Origin of the sequence: Phaeobacter sp. JH20_34 (assembly GCF_048056095.1) — a bacterium.
In the GTDB taxonomy this organism is placed as follows: Bacteria; Pseudomonadota; Alphaproteobacteria; order Rhodobacterales; family Rhodobacteraceae; genus Phaeobacter; species Phaeobacter bryozoorum.
The window spans coordinates 210,784-231,074 of sequence record NZ_JAYMWT010000021.1 but is presented as its reverse complement, the minus strand read 5'-3'; the positions used below and the strand labels follow the sequence as shown (position 1 = coordinate 231,074).

15 protein-coding genes are annotated in these 20,291 nt (G+C 63.6%); 5 read left to right on the top strand and 10 right to left on the bottom strand.

What is annotated here, in order from left to right:
• The first annotated feature begins 136 nt into the window (after positions 1 to 136).
• Positions 137 to 328 carry a hypothetical protein gene (locus VWZ81_RS15690; RefSeq protein WP_340545054.1) on the top strand — a complete coding sequence of 64 codons (192 nt, stop codon included), beginning with the start codon at positions 137 to 139 and terminating at the stop codon, positions 326 to 328.
• Positions 329 to 729: 401 nt separating this feature from the next.
• Here VWZ81_RS15690 and VWZ81_RS15685 read toward each other — a convergent pair whose 3' ends face one another.
• From VWZ81_RS15685 to cobS, 4 genes are all read right to left on the bottom strand, one after another.
• The gene (locus VWZ81_RS15685; RefSeq protein ID WP_340545056.1) at positions 730 to 1,071 is read right to left on the bottom strand and encodes a DUF427 domain-containing protein; all 342 of its coding nucleotides are present in this window, start codon (positions 1,069 to 1,071) and stop codon (positions 730 to 732) included.
• 62 nt (positions 1,072 to 1,133) lie between these two features.
• Entirely contained in the window at positions 1,134 to 2,924 is a 1,791-nt protein-coding gene (locus tag VWZ81_RS15680) for an aminopeptidase P family protein (protein ID WP_416543611.1), read from the bottom strand.
• 235 nt (positions 2,925 to 3,159) lie between these two features.
• The gene (gene cobT, locus VWZ81_RS15675) at positions 3,160 to 5,037 is read right to left on the bottom strand and encodes a cobaltochelatase subunit CobT (RefSeq protein ID WP_416543613.1); all 1,878 of its coding nucleotides are present in this window, start codon (positions 5,035 to 5,037) and stop codon (positions 3,160 to 3,162) included.
• A 192-nt stretch (positions 5,038 to 5,229) separates the two neighbouring features.
• The gene (gene cobS, locus VWZ81_RS15670; RefSeq protein ID WP_416536769.1) at positions 5,230 to 6,216 is read right to left on the bottom strand and encodes a cobaltochelatase subunit CobS; all 987 of its coding nucleotides are present in this window, start codon (positions 6,214 to 6,216) and stop codon (positions 5,230 to 5,232) included.
• A 427-nt stretch (positions 6,217 to 6,643) separates the two neighbouring features.
• Here cobS and VWZ81_RS15665 point away from each other — a divergent pair, with 427 nt between their 5' ends.
• Positions 6,644 to 8,737 carry a DEAD/DEAH box helicase gene (locus VWZ81_RS15665; RefSeq protein WP_416540430.1) on the top strand — a complete coding sequence of 698 codons (2,094 nt, stop codon included), beginning with the start codon at positions 6,644 to 6,646 and terminating at the stop codon, positions 8,735 to 8,737.
• Positions 8,738 to 8,961: 224 nt separating this feature from the next.
• Here the strand turns inward: VWZ81_RS15665 and VWZ81_RS15660 are convergent, their stop codons facing one another.
• On the bottom strand, positions 8,962 to 9,585 hold the full coding sequence (locus tag VWZ81_RS15660) for a DnaJ domain-containing protein (protein WP_340545061.1): 624 nt from the start codon (positions 9,583 to 9,585) through the stop codon (positions 8,962 to 8,964).
• A 118-nt stretch (positions 9,586 to 9,703) separates the two neighbouring features.
• On the opposite strand from VWZ81_RS15660, the gene VWZ81_RS15655 reads away from it, so the two are divergent.
• Positions 9,704 to 9,958, top strand: coding sequence for a BolA family protein (locus VWZ81_RS15655; RefSeq protein WP_340545062.1), 255 nt, complete (start codon positions 9,704 to 9,706; stop codon positions 9,956 to 9,958).
• 74 nt (positions 9,959 to 10,032) lie between these two features.
• On the opposite strand, the gene VWZ81_RS15650 is transcribed toward VWZ81_RS15655, so the two are convergent.
• Positions 10,033 to 10,704: a DUF4177 domain-containing protein gene (locus VWZ81_RS15650; RefSeq protein ID WP_416540428.1), complete on the bottom strand. Its 672-nt coding sequence runs from the start codon at positions 10,702 to 10,704 to the stop codon at positions 10,033 to 10,035.
• A gap of 232 nt (positions 10,705 to 10,936) precedes the next feature.
• Positions 10,937 to 12,448, bottom strand: coding sequence for an Asp-tRNA(Asn)/Glu-tRNA(Gln) amidotransferase subunit GatB (gene gatB / locus VWZ81_RS15645; protein ID WP_416543615.1), 1,512 nt, complete (start codon positions 12,446 to 12,448; stop codon positions 10,937 to 10,939).
• A gap of 287 nt (positions 12,449 to 12,735) precedes the next feature.
• Here gatB and VWZ81_RS15640 point away from each other — a divergent pair, with 287 nt between their 5' ends.
• Positions 12,736 to 15,129 (top strand): Tex family protein, encoded by a 2,394-nt coding sequence (locus VWZ81_RS15640; protein ID WP_416543617.1) that lies wholly within the window; start codon positions 12,736 to 12,738, stop codon positions 15,127 to 15,129.
• Between the two features lie 19 nt (positions 15,130 to 15,148).
• On the opposite strand, the gene VWZ81_RS15635 is transcribed toward VWZ81_RS15640, so the two are convergent.
• From VWZ81_RS15635 to pepN, 3 genes are all read right to left on the bottom strand, one after another.
• Positions 15,149 to 16,483 (bottom strand): hypothetical protein, encoded by a 1,335-nt coding sequence (locus VWZ81_RS15635; protein WP_416543646.1) that lies wholly within the window; start codon positions 16,481 to 16,483, stop codon positions 15,149 to 15,151.
• Between the two features lie 177 nt (positions 16,484 to 16,660).
• Positions 16,661 to 17,137 carry a hypothetical protein gene (locus VWZ81_RS15630; RefSeq protein ID WP_416543619.1) on the bottom strand — a complete coding sequence of 159 codons (477 nt, stop codon included), beginning with the start codon at positions 17,135 to 17,137 and terminating at the stop codon, positions 16,661 to 16,663.
• A 105-nt stretch (positions 17,138 to 17,242) separates the two neighbouring features.
• Positions 17,243 to 19,807, bottom strand: coding sequence for an aminopeptidase N (gene pepN, locus VWZ81_RS15625; protein WP_416543621.1), 2,565 nt, complete (start codon positions 19,805 to 19,807; stop codon positions 17,243 to 17,245).
• 121 nt (positions 19,808 to 19,928) lie between these two features.
• Here pepN and VWZ81_RS15620 point away from each other — a divergent pair, with 121 nt between their 5' ends.
• Positions 19,929 to 20,129 carry a hypothetical protein gene (locus VWZ81_RS15620; RefSeq protein WP_340545069.1) on the top strand — a complete coding sequence of 67 codons (201 nt, stop codon included), beginning with the start codon at positions 19,929 to 19,931 and terminating at the stop codon, positions 20,127 to 20,129.
• The last annotated feature ends 162 nt before the right edge of the window (positions 20,130 to 20,291 follow it).

Sequence of the window (20,291 nt, the reverse complement as noted above, 5' to 3'; positions counted from 1 at the left end):
AAGACGATCCCAAATATGTGATATTTCTGAAACGGGTGTTCGCTTTTTTCCAGAAGAAATTTTAACCTTTATCGGCCCAGCGGCTTAAATATGGTTAACATAAGGATAATGGTGATCATTCTTCGGAAGTGAAAACATGCAACACAAAACAATCAGCCCGACAGAGGCTGAAACAGTGGCGAAGGCAGTAGAGCAGGAAAATGAGCGGGCGTCTTATGAGGCCCTGATCGACTATGTCGTTCAAAGCGCACGGGATGCACAGATGTTCTGTACCGGTGAGGCCGTCGAGGCCGCGCGTCAGCATCTTTGTCAGACCATCCTGAACTAGGGGGGCATGCGACATCCGTCGCGCCTATTTGTTTCTTCGTCGGTATCTTATTTGGTCCTGGGGCAGGGTTCCGGGCGGGCTCTCTTTGGCCTGCAAAAACGGTAGCGAAATAACGATCAATATGATCGTTATACGTGCATCTTTCTAATTGCTGTATCGGGTGAATATGTGAAGTCCGAATTTTCCGACCGCGTCAGTGGCCGTTTTTCGGATCCGTTCGCGACCCATCAGATGGCGTTTTCCGACAATCGCGCGCCGCTGCGCCGGGGCCTGCGGGCGGTGGGTTGTCGGTTCCCAGCGCGGTTTCCTGATGAGCGAAAGGCTGCTTATCCACGAAAAAGGCGCCCCGAGACGGGGCGCCCTGACTGCATAAGAGCGTGTTTTTGCCGATCGAGCCGGGCCTAGATCCGCTCCACTTTCACGGTGTCACCGGTGACGAAGGCAAGGTGGTCCTTGATCTGCGCTACGGCCTCATTGGGTGTTTCGTAGCTCCAGACCGCGTTTTCGGTCACGGATGATTTGTTCACAATCGAGAAGTAGCTGGCATCGCCTTTGGCCGGGCAGTGGGTGGTCTTGTCGCTACGGTCAAGGAAGGCTGTCGCGATGTCGCCACGGGGAAAATAGATGACGGGCGCCAGATCGCCCTCGCTCAGCTCAAGCGCGTTGCTGCTCTCGCCCAGCACGGCACCACCGGAGCGCACCACCCAGGTGCCTTCTGCTTTGCGAATATGGATCTTTGTCATGGTCTTTTCCTTCACGTCGTTCGTCACGGATCAATGTCGTCTTCAGATGTAACACTGCGGTATCACAGCGGCGCCGTTGCGGCATCCAGCCAGCGTTGTGCCGGGTCTGTTACGTTGGGTCCTATCTTGGCGGCTACATCCGCATGATAGGCGTTCAGCCAGTCCCGCTCTGCCGTGGTGAGCAGGTCCACCACGATCAGGCGGCGGTCCAGCGGGGCGTAGGTCAGGGTGCGCCAGCTCAGCATTTCGCGTTCGGCGTCGGCGCTGTCCAGCTCAGGCGCCGGTTCTACCACCAACAGGTTCTCAATGCGAATACCAAAAGCGCCTTCGCGGTAATATCCCGGTTCATTGGAGAGGATCATGCCGGGTTCCAGCGGTACGGTGCCGGCACGGCTGAGCCGCTGGGGGCCTTCATGTACGCTGAGGAAGGCGCCGACCCCGTGGCCAAGCCCGTGGTTGAAGTCCTGCCCGGCCAGCCAGAGCGGCATTCGTCCCACCGCCTCGATGTCGCGACCGGCAAGCCCCTTGGGCCAGCGCAGGCGGGACATGGCGATCATGCCCTGCAGAACGCGGGTATAGGCCTCGCGGGCTTCCTGCGGTGGGGTGCCGATGGCGAGGGTGCGGGTGATGTCGGTGGTGCCGTCCAGATATTGCCCGCCGCTGTCCAGCACCAGCAGATGCCCGTCCAGCAGCGCGGCATTGCTGTCCTCGCTGACCCGGTAGTGGATGATGGCGCCATTGGGGCCGGTGCCCGAAATGGTTTCAAAGCTGATGTCGCGCAGCTTCGGATCCTTGCGGCGGGTGGCTTCGAGATGTTTGACCACGTCGATTTCGGTGATGCTGCCGGGGGGCTGGGCGTCCAGCCAGGCGAGGGTTTCCACCACGGCGGCACCATCGCGCAGATGAGCGGCGGCGCTGCCTGCGATCTCGGCGGCGCATTTGCGGGCCTTGGGCAGGGCGCAGGGGTCACCGGCCGCAACCAGCGCATCGCCGAGCTGATCGGCGACGATCCGGGGCAGGGTCGTCAGATCGACGGTGACGGAGGCATCTTTGGCCTGTGCCAGCTCTGCCACGGCTGACAGGAAGGTCTGCGGCGCATGAACGGCCACATCCGCGCCGAGGTGATCCCTGACACCCGTCAGCTTCTCTTCCGCCATGAACAGATCGACCCGCGCGTCGGCGTGCAGGATGGCAAACCCGTGGGCGACCGGGTTGTGGGCGATATCGCTGCCGCGGATGTTCAGGAGCCACATGATGCTATCTGGCAGGGTGATCACGGCGGCGCTATGTCCGGCGTCGCGCAGCTCTTGGGCCAGAGAGGCGGTCTTTTCGGAGGCGGATGTACCTGCATAGCTGAGCGGATGGGCGATGACGGGCTGCACCGGCGGGGTGGGCTGATCCTGCCAGATGCGATCCACCAGATTGTCGACCGGCACGAATTCAAACCCGTGCAGATCGAGCCCCTGCATCTGGCTGGCCGAATGCAGCCAGGGGTCATAGCCGATGCGCCCCCCGGTCGGCAGCTGCTCCTTCAGCCAATCGGCCAGCTGTACCTCGGGCCAGTGCACCGGGGTAAAGACCTCCGCGACCTGCTGTTTTACCTGCGTGCGGTAACGCCCGTCGATAAACACCCCGGCCACATCACGCAGCACGGCACAGAAGCCCGCAGAGCCGGTAAATCCGGTGAGCCAGGCCAGACGTTCGTCGCCGGGGGCGACATATTCGCCCTGATGGGCATCGCTGCGCGGCACCAGAAAGCCGTCGAGCCCCTCGCGCTGCAATTCAGTGCGCAAAGCCTTGAGGCGGGGCGGGCCCTGTTCCGGGCGGGCTGTCACGTCGAAGGTCTGGAACATCGGCTCCCTCCATCTGTTTCGGGTGGTCCGCGACGGTTGGTCAGGGCGCAGCGGCCGGCCCTTCTGGGCGGGTGTTGCGCAACGTCGGCAGGAACAAGGAAATGGCGCGGCAGTCACGGCGCGCTCTGTCGCGAACACTTGTTCCAAATCCGGCGACGTCCCGCAACCCCTGTAACACAAAGCCCCGCACCGAAGCGGCGCGGGGCTTTGATTCAGAGCGGCGCGGCTGGCGTGCTCAGCTCGCGCGTTTGATGCCCATCACCCGGGCGCGAGCGCGCGGGTCACTGTCAAAGAGAGCGGCCAGCTGCTCGGTCATGGCGCCTGCCAGCTGTTCAACATCGGTGATGGTCACGGCGCGATCGTAATAGCGGGTGACGTCATGGCCGATGCCGATGGCCAGCAGTTCGACCTGTTTGCGCCGCTCCACCATCGCAATCACATCACGCAGGTGTTTTTCCAGATAGTTGGCCGGGTTCACCGACAGCGTGCTGTCATCCACCGGCGCGCCATCGGAGATCACCATCAGGATCTTGCGGGCTTCCTGACGGGCGACCATGCGGCGGTGCGCCCATTCCAGCGCCTCGCCGTCGATATTCTCCTTCAGCAGGCCCTCTTTCATCATCAGGCCAAGATTGTCGCGGGTCCGGCGCATCGGCGCATCGGCGGCTTTGTAGATGATGTGGCGCAGGTCGTTCAGACGGCCGGGGAGCTGCGGGCGACCGTCATTGAGCCAGGCCTCACGCGCGAGCCCGCCTTTCCACGCGCGGGTGGTAAAGCCGAGGATTTCGACCTTCAGGTTGCAGCGCTCCAGAGTGCGGGCCAGAACGTCGGCGCAGATCGCGGCGATTGAGATTGGCCGACCGCGCATGGAACCGGAGTTGTCCAAGAGGAGCGTCACCACGGTGTCGCGGAATTCGGTGTCTTTCTCCCGTTTGAACGACAGCGGCGTGGTGGGGTTGGCCACCACGCGGGCCAGACGGCCGGCGTCCAGAATGCCCTCTTCGAGGTCGAACTCCCACGAGCGGTTCTGCTGCGCCTGAAGGCGGCGCTGCAATTTGTTGGCAAGCCGCGAGACGGCCCCTTTCAGCGGTTCCAGCTGCTGGTCCAGATAGGCGCGCAGCCGTTCCAGCTCCGCCGGTTCGGCGAGATCCTCGGCGGCGATTTCCTCGTCATGGGCATCATCGAAGACCTTATAGTCGGGATCAGCCTCCGACACGGCCGGCGGCGGTGGCGGGTCCAGCGGAGCCTCGCCATCGGGCATTTCGGTATCTTCAGCCAGCTCTTCATCGGCCATCTCGTCCATCGAGACCTGCGCCTGGCTTTCGTCCTGCTGCTGCTCCTGGGCCTGTTCGGGGTTGGCGTCGGCCTCTTCCTCTTCGGAGTCGTCCTGACCGCTGCTGTCGGGGTCCTGCTGCTCCTCGGCGTCGTCTTCGGCGTCGCTGTCCTGTTCGTCGTCGAGCTGATCCGGGTCGTCGCCCAGCTGGTCGCCATAGCCCAGATCGGTGATCACCTGCCGCGCGAATTTGGCGAATGCGGCCTGATCCTCGATGGTGTCACCGAGATTGGCCAGCGTGTCGCCGGCCTGCTGCTCAATGAAACCGCGCCACAGTTCCATGACGTTGGCGGCGGCCTCGGGCATCGGGCGGCCGGTGGCCAGATGGCGGATCAGATAGCCGGCGGATACCGCCAGCGGCGCCTCGGTTGCGGATTTGATCTGGTCGTAACCCTTGCGCAGGGCTTCGTTCTGGATCTTAACGTCGATATTGGAGGCGGTGCCGGGCATGTGCCGCGCGCCCATCGCCTCGCAGCGGGCGGATTCCAGCGCCTCGTAGAGATCAAGCGCCATGTCGCCGGGCGGGGCATAGCGGGCATGGGTGGCGGGGTCGTGGAATTTGTGGCGCAACGCCAGCGCATCGGCGGTGCCACGGGCCAGCAGCACCTCTTCGCGGGTCATCCGTCGGGAGACCTGAGGCAGCCGCATATTGTCGCCGGACAGACCGGCAGGGTCGACCGAGTAGGAGACGTTCAGCTCGGAATCATTGGCCATGACCTTTGTGGCTTCGGCCAGCGCCTTCTTGAACGGATCGGCGGGGTTGTCGTTGGGCTTTTTCATGGTCGCACCTAGTCCCTTGTGAGCATCCCCCCTCGTGTCGGAAAAGTCCAGTGGCACTGCTGCGGATAGGGCAGCGCCGGTCCCGGCGGGGTGAGAGGCGAAGCGCCCGCCCGTTTTGCCGGAGGCAAACCTTCGGTCTGGCGGGGGCAGTTCGGGCGCTGCCCGGCCTTGCGGCCGGGCGGCACATTGCTGTTAGCCCAGCGAAACGCTCGCGGCGCTTTCCGGCAGCTCTTCGTCAAAGCAGCGCTGGTAGAACTCGGCCACGGTCTGGCGCTCCAGCTCGTCACATTTGTTCAGGAACGACAGGCGGAAGGCATAGCCCACATCGCGGAAAATCTCGGCGTTCTGCGCCCAGTTGATCACCGTCCGCGGCGACATCACGGTGGAGAGATCGCCGTTCATGAAGGCGGTGCGGGTGAGATCGGCGACGGTGACCATCTGGCTGATGGTCTTGCGGCCCTTCTCGGTGTTGTAATGCGGCGCCTTGGACAGGACGATGGCGCTTTCGGCGTCGTGGCTGAGGTAGTTCAGCGTGGCCACCAGCGACCAGCGGTCCATCTGGGCCTGGTTGATCTGCTGGGTGCCGTGATAGAGGCCAGTGGTATCGCCCAGACCAACGGTGTTGGCGGTGGCAAACAGGCGGAAGAACGGGTTCGGGGTGATGATCTCGTTCTGATCGAGGAGCGTCAGCTTGCCGTCATGCTCCAGAACGCGCTGGATCACGAACATCACGTCCGCGCGGCCCGCGTCATATTCGTCGAACACGATGGCAACCGGGTTGCGCAGCGCCCAGGGCAGGATGCCTTCGTGGAATTCAGTGACCTGCTTGCCGTCGCGCAGCTTGATCGCGTCCTTGCCAATGAGGTCGATCCGGGAGATGTGGCTGTCGAGGTTCACCCGGACGGAGGGCCAGTTCAGGCGCGCGGCGACCTGTTCGATATGGGTCGATTTACCGGTGCCGTGGTAGCCCTGGATCATCACGCGGCGATTGTGGCTGAAGCCTGCCAGAATGGCCAACGTGGTCTCGGGATCGAATTTATAGGTCGGATCCAGAGCCGGAACCCGGTCGGAGCCGTCGGCGAAGCCCTTGACGGTCATATCCGTATCAATTCCGAACACATCGCGCACCGAAAGGGTCTCGGTGGGTTTCGCGTTCATATCCAGCATACCGTCGGTCATCGCAATCGATCCTTATCCTCATCCGCGCAGCGTCCGTCGGCTGGCGGCAATCCGGTGGATTGGTGCCTGATCTTGTCTGCAATCGCAAGGGGCCAAGGCCGGGTTTGACCAGCTGTCGTGACGTTTGGTCTCAATCTGGCACTAAGGCCGCGCCTGGCCGGGCCAGTTGCGCGCGTGTCGGGGGGGCATTCCGGCCCGCGCCCCTGTGTTCTGCCGGTGGCAGGGTGTGGCGGCAAACGCATAGCGGGGTTGCGTCTGCTGGTGGCTTCTGGTGCCGGATGAGCCAAATGAACCCTGTACAAAAGGGGGCAAAGCCGATATCAGCGCGCACTTGGATGATGCCATCCGCGTTCCTGCGCAGTCGGGGACATTCCCGATATTCGGCGTGCCCTTTGGCGGCGCGCCCCGCAGCAAGCGAAATGAAATCTTGAAAACAGCACTCGAACAAGCGCTTCAGGCGCGCGGCTACGAGCATTTGACACCCGTTCAACAGGCCGTCACCGCGCCCGAGCTGGATCAGTCCGACCTTCTGGTGTCGGCGCAGACCGGTTCCGGCAAAACCGTAGGCTTCGGCCTGGCGATGGCCCCTACATTGCTGGGTGAGGCCGAGAAACTGGACCGGGCCGAGCTGCCGCTGGCGCTGGTCATCGCGCCGACGCGCGAACTGGCGTTGCAGGTGAAACGCGAACTGGGCTGGCTCTATGCCGAGGCCGGTGCGCAGGTCGTCTCCACCGTGGGCGGTATGGACATGCGCGACGAACGCCGCGCGCTGGAGCGTGGCGCGCATATCGTCGTGGCCACCCCCGGCCGTCTGCGCGATCACATCATGCGCGGCTCGATCAACCTGTCGCAGGTACGCGCCGTGGTGCTGGACGAAGCAGACGAGATGCTGGATCTGGGCTTCCGCGAGGATCTGGAGTTCATTCTGGGCGAATCCCCGGAAGACCGCCGCACCCTGATGTTCTCGGCAACTGTGCCGACCGGTATCGCGCGTCTTGCGGAGACCTATCTCAAGGATCACCAGCGGATCAAAACCGTGGCTGAAGCCTCGCAGCACGCGGATATCGAATACCAGATGCTGGCTGTGGCGCAGCGCGACGTCGAAAACGCCGTTATCAACGTGCTGCGCTTCCACGAGTCGCCCAATGCGATCGTGTTCTGCAACACCCGTGCGGTGGTGAACCGGATGACCACGCGGCTGAGCAATCGCGGATTTTCCGTGGTTGCATTGTCGGGCGAGCTGTCCCAGGCGGAGCGGAGCAACGCGTTGCAATCGCTGCGCGACGGGCGGGCGCGGGTTTGCGTGGCCACCGATGTGGCGGCGCGCGGGATCGACCTGCCGAAGCTGGATCTGGTGATTCATGCGGATCTGCCGTCCAGCCACGAAACCCTGTTGCACCGCTCGGGCCGTACCGGCCGTGCCGGGCGCCAGGGTGTGTCCGCGCTGATCGTGCCCCCAAAGGCCAAGGGCAAGGCCCTGCGCCTGCTGCGTGCCGCCAAGATCACCGCAGAAACCAGCCCGGCCCCCAGTGCCGATGATGTGCGCGCCCGCGACTTTGAACGTCTCTTGGGTGACAAGGCCTGGAGCGAGCCGGTCAGCGAAAATGAGACCGCCCCGGTGGCGGAACTGGTCGAGCGTTTCTCTCCCGAGCAGCTGGCCGCCGCCTATCTGCGCCTGTTCCACGACCGCCACAGCGCGCCGGAAGAGCTGAGCGATCCGCAGATGGACAAGCGCGAGCGGGAAGAGCGGGCGCCCTTTGGCCCCTCCGTCTGGTTTGCGGTCAGTGGTGGTCGCAAGGCCGGTGCAGAGCCGCGCCGCCTGCTGCCGATGCTGTGCAATGCCGGCAATCTGACCAAAGACGACATCGGCGCGATCCGCATTCAGTTCGACCAGAGCTATGTCGAGGTGCGCGAAAGCAGTGCCGATGCGTTCTGGGGTGCGGTCAAACATGGTGAGCTGGAAGAGGGCGCCACGGTAACGCGTCTGGACAAGGCGCCAGATCTGCCGAAATCGCCGCGCCCGCAGAACCGGGACCGCGATGGTTTCCGCGATGACAAGCGTGGCCCCCGTGGCCAGGATCGTGGTGAGCGCAAGCCCTACGGCGACAAACCCAGCTATGACAAGCCGCGCGGTGACAAACCCCGGGGCGACAAGCCTGCCTATGGTGACAAGCCTGCCTATGGTGACAAGCCACGGAGCAGCAAGCCCTATGGCGACAAACCCCGTGGCGACAAGCCCAGCTATGGCGACAAGCCGCGCTTTGACAAACCAAAGCGTACTGGCGAAGGCGGCAAGGCCACGGTGACTGCGCGCGGCCCGTCGGATCGTGCCGCAAGCCCCTCAAAACCCGCCAAACCGGCGGTTCCGGGCAAGCCCAAGGGCGATTGGTCCAATCCGGGGAAATCGGGCCGCAAGGGCGCACCGCCACCAAAGGGCAAGCCGACCAGCAAGAAGAACAAGGCCCGGGCAGCAGTTGCCAAAACCGGCGGAGCGGCGCGGCCGCAGCGCAAGGGTAGCTAACATCCGAGCCTGTCAGCAAGACAGAAAGCCACGGCACCGATCTGCCGTGGCTTTTTCATTTGGGGACAAATCTCTGCCCCGCGCCGATCCGTAGCTGTCCCGTGGCGGGCGTCTGAACGCTGCAAGCTTCCGGCGTTGCAAAGCCCAGAGGTTGCACAAAGAAAAAGCGCCGCTTGCGCGACGCTCTGGTTTTCTGTCTGGCTGGTTCGGGGCGCAACCACCGCTTATTTGAAACTGCGGCTGTCCTTGATCTGGTCCCATGCCCAGACCACCTCTTGCAGCTGTTCTTCCTGGCTGCGGTCGCCACCGTTCATGTCGGGGTGCAGCACCTTGATCAGCTTCTTATAGGCTTTGCGGATGTCTGCCTTGCTCCAGTCGTCCTTGGCCTCAAGCACTTCCAGCGCGCGGCGCTCGGTCGGGGGCAGGCGGCGCCCGGCCTGGGCTGAGCGACCCGGATTCCGGGTGGCGTTCTGGCCCAGCACCTGATGCGGATCCTCGATGCCCAGCCGCGCCCAGGCGCGCGCCTCGGGGTCACCCATCGGTTTGGTCTGGCGTTCCCAGACCTTGTCCTTGGATTGCTGGGCGTTCAATTCGGCCTCGGTGGTGCCTTCAAAGAAGTTCCACTTGGTATTGTATTCGCGCACGTGCTCCTGGCAGAACCAGTAGTAATCATCCAGCACATCCGGTGCCTTGGGCGCGCGGAATTTGCCGGGTTCATCGCAGCCATCCTTGTCGCAGATGCGCTGCGAGGTCTCGGACGCGCCGGTGGCGGCCCGCCGGCCGCGGGGGTTCTTTTTCTTCGCTGACCGGATGGACATATCGAAACCAAAGGGATCTGACTTGGTCATGGGGCGCACCTTCTAGACGCAACTGTTCGACTCGGAGGCAGCAGTTTAGTCTAAGGGGCGGCAGATTGAAGGGGGCTGGGAAAATTAATACGGGGATTTTTATGCAGGACACGCCAGAATGAGCATCCGTGAAGAGATCGAGACGCGTCTGCGCGACGCATTTGCACCACGCGCATTGCGGGTTGAGGATGAGAGCGACCAGCACGTCGGCCACGCCGGTCACGACGGGCGTGGCGAAAGCCATTTCAACGTATATATCCGGGCCGATGGCTTTGCCGAGATGTCCCGCGTGGCGCAGCATCGCGCCGTGCATAAGGCGCTGGGCGATATCGTGCCGCGCATCCACGCGCTGGCGCTGGATATCGGAGTCTAGCGGCCAAAGTCAGGCAAAGCCCCGCCGATGTGCCACAATGGCAACGCTGGCGGGGAATTGCATCCGGGGGCTGGTCAGCTGTTTGCCGGATCCTCGGAGGATTTTTCCGATCTGGTCAGTTTTGGTTCTGCTTTTGGCGCGGGTTTGGCGGCGCCATCTTTCGGGGTGGCGGCAAGGCTGGCGCGGGCTTTCAGGGCGGCGGTCAGGCCGGAGACCGGGCTCAGCTCCTCGACGCCGTCATCGGCGACCATGGAGCGGGCGCCCCGGCCCGGAACGGCAATTGCGCCTGCCGGGGCCTCTGGGTCGCCGGCGATGGCGATGGGTGGCGCGACAGCGCTGGTGGTGGCCGGGCCAAGCGTCGGGACTGCTGGTGTCTCCTCCGCGGGGGTCGCTGTGGCAGCTGCTGCTGTGCCGTGATCCGCCGCTTGGGCGGGGGACTGCGCTGCGAGCTGCGCGGTGATCTGGGCGGCCAGCTGAGCCACGGCCTGAGCCTGCAACTGCTCGGCGGCGGCTGGCAGCGCACGGCGGAAGATCAGCACGTTGCGCCAGTTCGTCGTCGAGCCGGTCAGCCCGCTGCGCTCTTCGGATGGCAGCAGCTCCGCGCGCTGATATTCCCAGCCCTCTGCCGCCATGTCGTTCAGCAGGATATCAATGGAATTGGCAAAGCGGGCTTCGGCGGTTTTGACGCCCTTGGCCTTGGTGCCCTTGGCGGGGGCGGGGACAACTTTGTATTCAAAAGCTTGCATAAACGTCTCCTGTGTCGGCGGCAGGTTTAGCGCAAGCGTGCGGGGGGTCAAGCGTCCGCGTTCCCCATGGGCGGGGACCTGTCGGGCGGCAGTATACCCCAATTGCCGCTGCGGCTTCCAGATCATCGCGTTCGGGTTGGGGGGTGGCAGCGCCTTTCACACGACAAAGGGCGCCACCGGGGCGCCCTTGCGTGGTTCTTATCTGAGGGGCGTTGCGTGCCCGGTGGCCGGATCAGCCGCCCAGTTTCTGCGCCACCAGCTTGTTCACGGCGGCCGGATTCGCCTTTCCGCCGGTGGCCTTCATCACCTGGCCGACAAACCAGCCTGCCAGTTTCGGGTTCACCTTGGCCTTCTCCACCTGCGCGGGGTTGGCGGCGATGATCTCGTCCAGCGCGGCTTCGATGGCGCCGGTATCTGTCACCTGCTTCATGCCGCGCTCTTCGACGATCTGAGCGGGGTCGCCGCCTTCGGTATAGACGATCTCAAAGAGGTCCTTGGCGATCTTGCCGGAGATCGCGTCGGAGGCGATCAGGTCGATGATGCCGCCCAGCTGGGCAGGTGAGACCGGGGAGTCGGTGATCGTGTGGTCTTCTTTCTTCAGGCGGCCGAACAGCTCGTTGATGACCCAGTTTGCAGCCAGCTTGCCGCTGCGGCCCTTGGCGGTTTCCTCGAAGAAGGCGGCGGATTCCACATCCGCGGTCAGTACCGAGGCGTCATAGTCGCTGAGGCCGAAGTCTTTGATGAAACGTGCCTTTTTCTCGTCCGGCAGTTCCGGCAGATTGGCTTTGATCTCATCCACCCAGGCCTGTTCGATTTCCAGCGGCAAGAGGTCGGGATCGGGGAAATAGCGGTAGTCATGCGCCTCTTCCTTGGAGCGCATGGAGCGGGTTTCGCCCTTGTCCGGATCGTACAGGCGGGTTTCCTGCATGATCTCGCCACCTGCCTCGATGATGGCAATCTGGCGGCGGGCTTCGACCTCGATCGCCTGCTGGATGAAGCGCATCGAGTTCATGTTCTTGATCTCGCAGCGGGTGCCGAGGTGGCTGAAGTCCTGGGTCTCCTTGTACTTCTCGTACTGGCCCGGCAGGCAGACGGAGACGTTGACGTCGGCGCGCAGGTTGCCGTTCTGCATATTGCCGTCGCAGGTGCCGAGATACTGCATGATCTGGCGCAGCTTGGCGATATAGGCGGCGGCTTCTTCCGGGCCGCGGATGTCGGGGCGCGAGACGATCTCCATCAGGCAGACGCCGGTCCGGTTCAGGTCGACAAAGGACATGTTGGGATCCATGTCGTGGATCGACTTGCCCGCGTCCTGCTCCATGTGGATCCGCTCCACACGCACGTTGCGCGCGGTGCCGTCGCCCAGTTCCACCAGCACTTCGCCTTCGCCCACAATCGGGTGGTAAAGCTGGGAAATCTGGTAGCCCTGCGGCAGGTCGGGGTAGAAGTAGTTCTTGCGGTCAAAAGCCGACCACAGGTTGATATCGGCCTTCAGGCCCAGACCGGTGCGCACCGCCTGTTCAATGCAGTATTCGTTGATCACCGGCAGCATACCGGGCATCGCCGCGTCCACAAAGGCCACGTTGGAGTTCGGCTCGGCGCCGAATTTGGTGGAGGCGCCGGAGAACAGCTTTGCATTGGAGCTGACCTGAGCATGCACCTCCATACCGATGACCAGTTCCCAGTCATGCTTGGCGCCCGCGATCACCTTGGGCTTGGGGAGTTCATATGTCAGGTCGAGCATGGTTTTCCGCCGTATCCGAATGTCCGATGTTGGCAAGCGTTCTAGGCCCCCGCGCGGGCAGGGGCAAGGGGGCATTGAGGGGCAGAAGGGTACATTGATTTGCCCTTTTGCATGGGCCGCAGGTCCGGGCAGCGCCCGTCCCGTGCCCATGGACGGGCGCTTCACGCCCACCCTCGGGACGGACTCTGCCCTTCGCAATGGTTCGCTCGGGGCTGATTCAGCCTCTTGGCGAGACGTTCCGGCAGGGCTAGTACTGGCAGCCCGAGCAGAATTTTCAGGAGGCCGCCTTGGACACATCCGCCCGCATCAGCCAGACCATTGCTACGGAAATCGGCGCCGCCGCCAAACAGGTGAGTGCCGCCGTTGCGCTGCTGGATGAAGGCGCCACAGTGCCCTTTGTCGCGCGCTACCGGAAGGAGGCCACGGGCGGGCTGGATGACACCCAGCTGCGCACGCTGGCGGAGCGGCTGGACTATCTGCGCGAGCTGGAAAAGCGTCGGGCGGCCATCCTCGACTCGATCAAGGGGCAGGACAAGCTGACCGACGATCTGGCCGCCTCGATTGCCAAGGCGGAGACCAAAGCGCAGCTGGAGGATATCTATCTGCCCTACAAGCCGAAGCGGCGCACCAAGGCGATGATCGCCAAGGAGAACGGGCTGGAGCCGCTGGCGGATGCCATTCTGGCCGACCGCAGCACCGAGCCGGAGGCGCTGGCCGAAGGCTATGTTACCGAGGCGGTCGTGACGGTGAAGGACGCGCTGAACGGCGCCCGGGATATCCTGACCGAACGGCTGACGGAGAATGCAACCCTCTTGGGTCGACTGCGGGAGTTCCTGCAGAAGGAGGCGGTGCTCACCGCCAAGGTGGTCGAGGGCAAGGAGCAGGAGGGGGCGAAATTCTCCGACTATTTCGCGCATTCCGAACGCTGGGCGGATGTGCCCTCGCACCGGGCGCTGGCGATGCTGCGGGGATCAAACGAGGGCGTGCTGACGCTGGACGTCGGGCCGGAGCCGGAGGAAGGCGTGGCGCGCGCCGAGGCGATGGTGGCGGCGGTGCTGGGCGCGGGCGGCAACGGGCCGGGAGATGTCTGGCTGCGCAAGGTCGCGGGCTGGTGCTGGCGGGTGAAGCTGTCGCTCTCGATGATGCTGGAGCTGATGGGCGATCTGCGCGGCCGGGCGCAAGAAGATGCGATTCAGGTTTTTGCCCGCAATCTGAAGGATCTGTTGTTTGCCGCGCCAGCCGGTGCGCGGCCGACGCTCGGGCTGGATCCGGGCATTCGCACCGGCGTCAAGGCGGCGGTGGTTGACGCAACCGGAAAACTGGTGGCCACCGAGACGTTGTACCCGTTCCAGCCGAAGAACGATCTGCGCGGGGCGCAGGTGTCGATTGTGAAGCTGATTGCCGAACATGGCGTTGAGCTGATCGCCATTGGCAACGGGACCGCCAGCCGCGAGACCGAGCGGATGGTGGCGGAGGTGCTGCAACACCTGCCGGCCAAGGTGAAGGCGCCGACCAAGGTGGTGGTGTCTGAGGCTGGTGCCTCGGTCTATTCCGCCTCTGAGCTGGCGGCGCGGGAGTTCCCGGATCTGGATGTCTCCTTGCGCGGTGCGGTCTCGATTGCCCGCCGCCTCCAGGATCCGCTGGCGGAACTGGTGAAGATCGAGCCCAAGAGCATCGGCGTTGGCCAGTACCAGCATGATGTGGACCAGCACAAACTCTCGAAATCGCTGGAAGCGGTGATCGAGGATGTGGTGAACGCCGTTGGGGTAGACCTCAACATGGCGTCGGCGCCGCTTTTGTCGCATGTCTCGGGGCTTGGTCCCGGCCTGGCGGAGGCGATTGTGGCGCACCGCGACATGAACGGCGCATTCAGCTCGCGCAAGCAGCTGCTGAAGGTGGCGCGCCTCGGCCCCAAGGCGTTTGAGCAATGCGCGGGATTCCTGCGGATCCGCGATGGCAAGGAGCCGCTGGACGCATCCTCGGTCCATCCGGAAAGCTATAATGTGGCGCGCAAGATCGTGGCGGCCTGCGGCCGTGATATCCGCCAGATCATGGGCGATGGTGCGGCGCTTAAATCCTTGCGGGCAGAGGAATTCGTGGGCGGCGACGTGGGCCTGCCGACCGTTCGGGATATCTTTGCGGAACTGGAGAAACCGGGCCGTGACCCGCGCCCGTCTTTTGTGACGGCGTCCTTCAAGGATGGGGTGGAGACGATCACCGACCTGAAACCCGGCATGGTGCTGGAGGGCACGGTCACCAATGTCGCGGGTTTTGGCGCCTTTGTAGACATTGGGGTGCATCAGGATGGGCTGGTGCACGTGAGCCAGCTGGCCGACCGCTTCGTGAAAGACCCGCATGAGGTGGTGAAGACAGGACAGGTGGTCAAGGTCACTGTCACCGAGGTGGATGTGCCGCGCAAGCGGATCGCGCTCACCATGAAGAAGGACGGCGGTGCCTCAGCCAGAGAGGAGCGCAATGCTCGCGGCCCGGCCAAGGGCGCAGCTCCGCAGCGTGGTGGCAAGCCCGGTGGGCATTCGGGCGGCGGCAAGCGCCAGACGTCCGCTGGCCCAAAGGGTGGTCAGGGCAGGGGGCAGGGTTCAGGTCAAGGCTCTGGGCAAAGCTCTGGCCAAACCACGGGCGCGCTGGGTGCGGCCCTGTTGGATGCGTTCAAAAAAACCTGAGCGATGCTGCGCGGCCCGCCTAGTCAGGCGAGACGCGCAGCCCTTTGGCGGAAAACTCCACCCGCTGGCCGGCCTCGATTTCGCTGCGAAACAGGCCGGCGATGAAGCGCAGCGCGTCCCGGCGGCCATGGTCGGCAAACCGGCGCGGTGAGGCGATGCGCAGGTTGTTGTCGAACCGCTGCGCGGCGTGGGCCCAGATCAGCGGATGAATTTCGCGCAGGTGGTCGCGGATCAGCCAATCCGCCGCCCCGGCGATCTCGGCGCGCTGCCCGGTGGTGGTCGTTGCGGTCTCTTCGACATAACGCAGCGCCACCGCGCAGTAAGAGGCCAGCAGGTTGATCATTTCCTGATCCGGTCGGCGTGAGACTATATCGCGCAAGCCATCCATGAAGAAGTCGATGTCGACGCGGGCGCAGGCTTCCGGGTCCAATGCGATGGCGTCGAAATAGACCCAGGCGTAGCCGCCGTCGCCCCAGATCTCTTGTGTACGGGCGGCAATGCGGCGCGCTTCGAGGTCGAGGGCATCGTAGCTGCCGAACCAGCGCGGCAGCATATGGGTGCCGAGACTGCGCATGTGGCGGTGATTGTCGGGGTCCAGGTCGATGAGTGCGGCGAAATCATCCGCCACCTGCGTCGCGCTGGCGGATCGTTGCCCGGCGAGCAGCGCGGTTTTCGCTGCGGCAATAAACGGGCTGTCGAGGGCAATACCATCCAGCGGATGCAGCAAGGCGGCTGCCCTGTCGAAATGGGCGGCGCAGCGCTGGCCATTGGCCACGGTGATTGACAGGACATCGGAATAGCCGCGCCAGATCCAGGCCACATCAATATGGGCGAGGGCCACCAGAGTGCGCAGATAGGGATCGTCGCGGTGTTCCACGCACATCGTCTCCAGCCCCATGACGCCTTCGATCATCTTGCGCCGGTCTCCGGCGTGGCCAAGGCTGAGCGCATGTTCGACGGCATTGACCACATCGCTGCGCGCGCCATGGGCCAGAAGCTCGGCAACGGGCAGGCCATGCGGCGTATTCTGGCGGGCCTTGTCGGCTTTTGCGATCTCTGCGGAGAGGTCGGTCCAGCGGTCCTGACGGGCCAGAAACTGTCCCTTGTCCTGAAGCGTTGCGCAGTCGCTTTCGCCCTGATCCGGCTCGCAGACCGGCACGATGAGCTGCTGCGGCGGGTGATCCGGGCGGTCTGCGGCGCGGCGGGGGGCGGTTGCCTGATCCTGCCTGCTGCGGGCGGCAGCGCAGGGGTGCGCCGCTGTGTTTTGCGTGAGGGTCGCCCGGCCTTCACCGGGTAGCAGAGTTGAAAATACCTGTCTGATAAGGTCGCGCGCTGGGGTGTTTTTGTTGAGCATATCCATGTCCGCGTGCTGGCAGCTGAAATCACTGCAATCAGACTGGCCGTTCTTTGGGGCGCAATCATGGCGGGCGCGCGCCATTGCGATGGACGATTGGGATATTCCAGTGGCAGGTTAACGGGGGTTAAGATTTGCCTGCGTGGCGGCGGGGAGTCGTTTTGGGGAGGTCCGCGCTCAATAGATGCGGAAGTGATGCCGCCTGACGGGCAGGCCTGCTGCGGTGAGGGCCTGTTCAAGGATCTGATGCGGTGGCAGGCAATTGGGGGGAATGCGCAACCGCTTGCCCGCCTCCGTATGAACGGTGGCGCGGTGAGAAAAGTCCCAGCGCCGGTCGAGCGTAACATGGCTTATCCGATTGATCGGCAGGTCTACGGCGCCGGAGGCATTGCGCCAGCAGAGCCGTGTTGCATCCAGCTTCAGACTGGCAGTCGGGTTGCGCCAGAGTTCCCAGAGGCCGGGCAGCATTGGCAGGATCAGCAGCAGCGAGATCCAGAGCGCGACGGAAAGCGCCAGCGACAGCGCCGCAATCCCGGCCCCCCACAGGCCGAGGGCGAGCAGCAGGCGTGGCGAGCGGGCGGCCCGGCTGTAGCGATAGGCGGGAATGACTGCCCGGCGGCTCGTCGGCGGATCTGTCATCGGAGCATCAGCCATGAGGCGGGGCCTCGATGACAGATGGTTCGCGCCGGGGCGCGGAGGAGCGGCGGCGGATTGCGAACGGGCCATGATATGGCCCGCTCTTCTGCGCGGCCTGTCGCATCACCCCTTCAGGATCCGGCTGACCATTTCATGGGTGTCCCGGCTCAGCCCATCAGTGGCCAGAATGCGCTCCAGCTCGGCCCGGATCAGCGCCCGACGCGTGCTGTCGTAGCGCGTCCAGGTCTGGAAGGCAGCACACATCCGTGCGGTGGTCTGCGGGTTCAGCGGGTCCAGCGCGATGAGGTTCTGCGCCAGCAGGGAATAGCCTGCACCACTGTCGTGGTGAAAGCCTGCGTGATGGCCGGCAAGCGCGCCCATGACGGCGCGGAACCGGTTGGGGTTCTTCATGCTGAACAGCGGGTGCTGGGTCAGCTCTGCGGCCGTGCGAGCGGCGACGTCTGGCGCGGCGCAGGCCACTTGCAGGGCAAACCATTTGTCCATCACCAGACGGTCGTCCTGCCACTGATCAAAGAAGGCCTGGCTCTGGTCCGCGCCTTTCTCCGCCTTCATCAGGCTTGCCAGTGCGGCATATTGCTGGGTCATGTTGTCGGCGGTCTGATACTGGCGCGCAGCCTGATCGCCACCGTCGAGACGGGTCAGCAGCGCCAGAATACGGCCGTTCAGCGCCCGCAGGCCCGCGCCATGGGCGTCGGGCTGATAGGGGCCATCGACAGTGGTGGCGGCATAGAGCCGGGGCAGGCTGGTTTCCAGCTGCTGCGCCAGGGTCTGGGTGAAGGTCTCCGCCGCGTCATAGATTGTCTGCGGGTCGGGTGTGACCCCACGATCGTGCAGGGTCTGGGCGATTTCCGACTGGCTGGGGGGAGACAGAACCAGCGCGCGGAAGGCGGGGTCCAGCGCATCGTCGCGCACCAGTTTGACCAGCGCATCAAGATAGGCCGTATCGGGGGCGATGCCATCGGTCACGATGGCGACGCGGGTTTCTGTCGCGAGGAGATTGCCGGCCTCCCAGCGGTTGAACGGGTCGGTGTCATGGGCCAGCAGGAAGGCGCGTTCTGTGTTGGTGGTCTCGCGCTCCAGGATCACCGGGGCCGAAAACTCCCGCAGGATGGAGGGCACCGGTTTCGAGGCGAGGCCGTCAAAGGTGAAGCTCTGTCTGGCTTCGGTCAGCTCCAGCACTTCGGTGCCGCGCAGGTCGTCGCCGTTGGGGGACAACAGGCCCACCGCGATCGGAATGACCCGCGGCGCCTTGTTCTGCTGGCCGGGTGTCGGCGGCGTTGATTGCTCAAATGTCAGGGTATAGGTGCCGTCGGCGTAATCCTCGGACACTTTTACCCGCGGCGTGCCTGCCTCGCTGTACCACAGCTTGAATTGGGTCAGGTCGCGGCCGGTTGCGTCCTCGAACACCTTTAGCCAATCCTCGATGGTGCAGGCCTGCCCGTCGTGGCGCTCGAAATAGAGCTTCAGCGCCTTGTAGTAGTTTTCATCGCCGACCAGCCGCTTCAGCATGCCGATTACCTCGGCGCCTTTTTCATAGACGGTGGCAGTGTAGAAGTTGTTGATTTCCTGAAACTGTTCCGGGCGCGGCGGATGGGCGAGGGGGCCGCCGTCCTCCGGGAACTGGCGGGCGCGCAGGGCGATGACGTCTTCGATCCGCTTCACCGGCTCCGATCGCATGTCGGCGGTGAACTGGGCGTCGCGATAGACGGTCAGCCCTTCCTTGAGGCAGAGCTGGAACCAGTCGCGGCAGGTGATGCGGTTGCCGGTCCAGTTGTGGAAATACTCATGGGCGATAATCGCCTCGATCCGTTCGAAATTGGCATCCGTGGAGGTTTCGGGCGATGCCAGTACGCAGGAGGAGTTGAAGATATTCAGCCCCTTGTTTTCCATCGCACCCATGTTGAAGTCGTCAACCGCGACGATGTTGAACAGATCGAGGTCATATTCGAGGCCATAGACGTCCTCGTCCCATTTCATCGACTTCTTCAGCGCCTCCATGCCAAAGGCGCATTTGCCCTCATCCCCCGGACGGACCCAGATGTTCAGCTCGACATCCTTGCCGGATTTGGTGGTGAAGCGGTCGGGGTGGTTCACCAGATCGCCGGCCACCAGCGCAAAGAGATAGGCCGGTTTGGGCCAGGGGTCGTGCCATTCGGCCCAACCCTCGCCTGCGCCCACCGGGTTGCCGTTCGACAGCATCACCGGCGCGTCGCCTTCAATCCGCACCGAGAACGTCGACATCACGTCCGGGCGGTCCGGGTAGTAGGTGATCTTGCGGAACCCTTCGGCCTCGCATTGGGTGCAATACATGCCGCTGGACATGTAAAGCCCTTCCAGCGCGGTGTTGGCGGCGGGGTCGATTTCCACCTCGGCCTCCCAGACGAAGGGGGTATCGGGGGTGGCGCAGGTCAGCCCGCCGTCGATCAGCTCGGGTGTCACCGGCGCGCCGTCGATTTTGGCCGAGATCAGCTTCAGCGCTTCGCCATGTAGGAAGAACCGGGGATCGGCGGCCTCGGCTTTGGGCGAAAACCGGATCTTGCTCAGAACGCGGGTGGCATTCGGCGAGAGTTTAAACGTCAGCTCGACCTTCTCCACCTCAAATCCGAAGGGTTTGTAATCCTTTAGATAAATCGTCTCCGGTGCGGTGGCGGGCGCGGCATCTTTCATGGTTTTTTCCTGTTCCATGGAACCCGGATGGGTCCGTCAGCGTATCTATACCAAGACTATGTAGCAGCGGCTGCGGCCCCGCGCCAGCAACCGCGCAAACTTGTAGACAAAGGAGCGGCCCATGTCGGCACCTGACACCAATGTTGAACGCGAAGAGAAACTGCACAAACCGGCCCTGTTGGGCATTCGGGGCGTCGTTGTTGCGGTGCTTTTGATGTTCGCCGTCTTCCTGTTGTGGGTTTTCAACAAAGGTGGCGAGCAGGACGTGGTCGAAGCACCGCAGACCGCCGCCGAAGTGCAGGCGACCATCGCCGGTGACTGACCGTGTATGACAATCTGATATTCCTCCCCGACTTGCCCGGTAGCTCGCTACCGGGCTTTTTCTGTTTGGAGAGTGTCGCTAGTCTGAGAGAGGGTCAGCGCTGTCGGGCATCTGTAGAGATTATTTGAAGCAGTTTCGCATGAATTGGTAAACTAATATTAC

Coding starts and splice junctions, on each gene's coding strand:
- VWZ81_RS15690 (WP_340545054.1), top strand. CDS start 137: ATGCAACACAAAACAATCAGCCCGACAGAGGCTGAAACAGTGGCGAAG.
- VWZ81_RS15685 (WP_340545056.1), bottom strand. CDS start 1,071: ATGACAAAGATCCATATTCGCAAAGCAGAAGGCACCTGGGTGGTGCGC.
- VWZ81_RS15680 (WP_416543611.1), bottom strand. CDS start 2,924: ATGTTCCAGACCTTCGACGTGACAGCCCGCCCGGAACAGGGCCCGCCC.
- cobT (WP_416543613.1), bottom strand. CDS start 5,037: ATGAAAAAGCCCAACGACAACCCCGCCGATCCGTTCAAGAAGGCGCTG.
- cobS (WP_416536769.1), bottom strand. CDS start 6,216: ATGACCGACGGTATGCTGGATATGAACGCGAAACCCACCGAGACCCTT.
- VWZ81_RS15660 (WP_340545061.1), bottom strand. CDS start 9,585: ATGACCAAGTCAGATCCCTTTGGTTTCGATATGTCCATCCGGTCAGCG.
- VWZ81_RS15655 (WP_340545062.1), top strand. CDS start 9,704: ATGAGCATCCGTGAAGAGATCGAGACGCGTCTGCGCGACGCATTTGCA.
- VWZ81_RS15650 (WP_416540428.1), bottom strand. CDS start 10,704: ATGCAAGCTTTTGAATACAAAGTTGTCCCCGCCCCCGCCAAGGGCACC.
- gatB (WP_416543615.1), bottom strand. CDS start 12,448: ATGCTCGACCTGACATATGAACTCCCCAAGCCCAAGGTGATCGCGGGC.
- VWZ81_RS15635 (WP_416543646.1), bottom strand. CDS start 16,483: ATGCTCAACAAAAACACCCCAGCGCGCGACCTTATCAGACAGGTATTT.
- VWZ81_RS15630 (WP_416543619.1), bottom strand. CDS start 17,137: ATGGCTGATGCTCCGATGACAGATCCGCCGACGAGCCGCCGGGCAGTC.
- pepN (WP_416543621.1), bottom strand. CDS start 19,807: ATGAAAGATGCCGCGCCCGCCACCGCACCGGAGACGATTTATCTAAAG.
- VWZ81_RS15620 (WP_340545069.1), top strand. CDS start 19,929: ATGTCGGCACCTGACACCAATGTTGAACGCGAAGAGAAACTGCACAAA.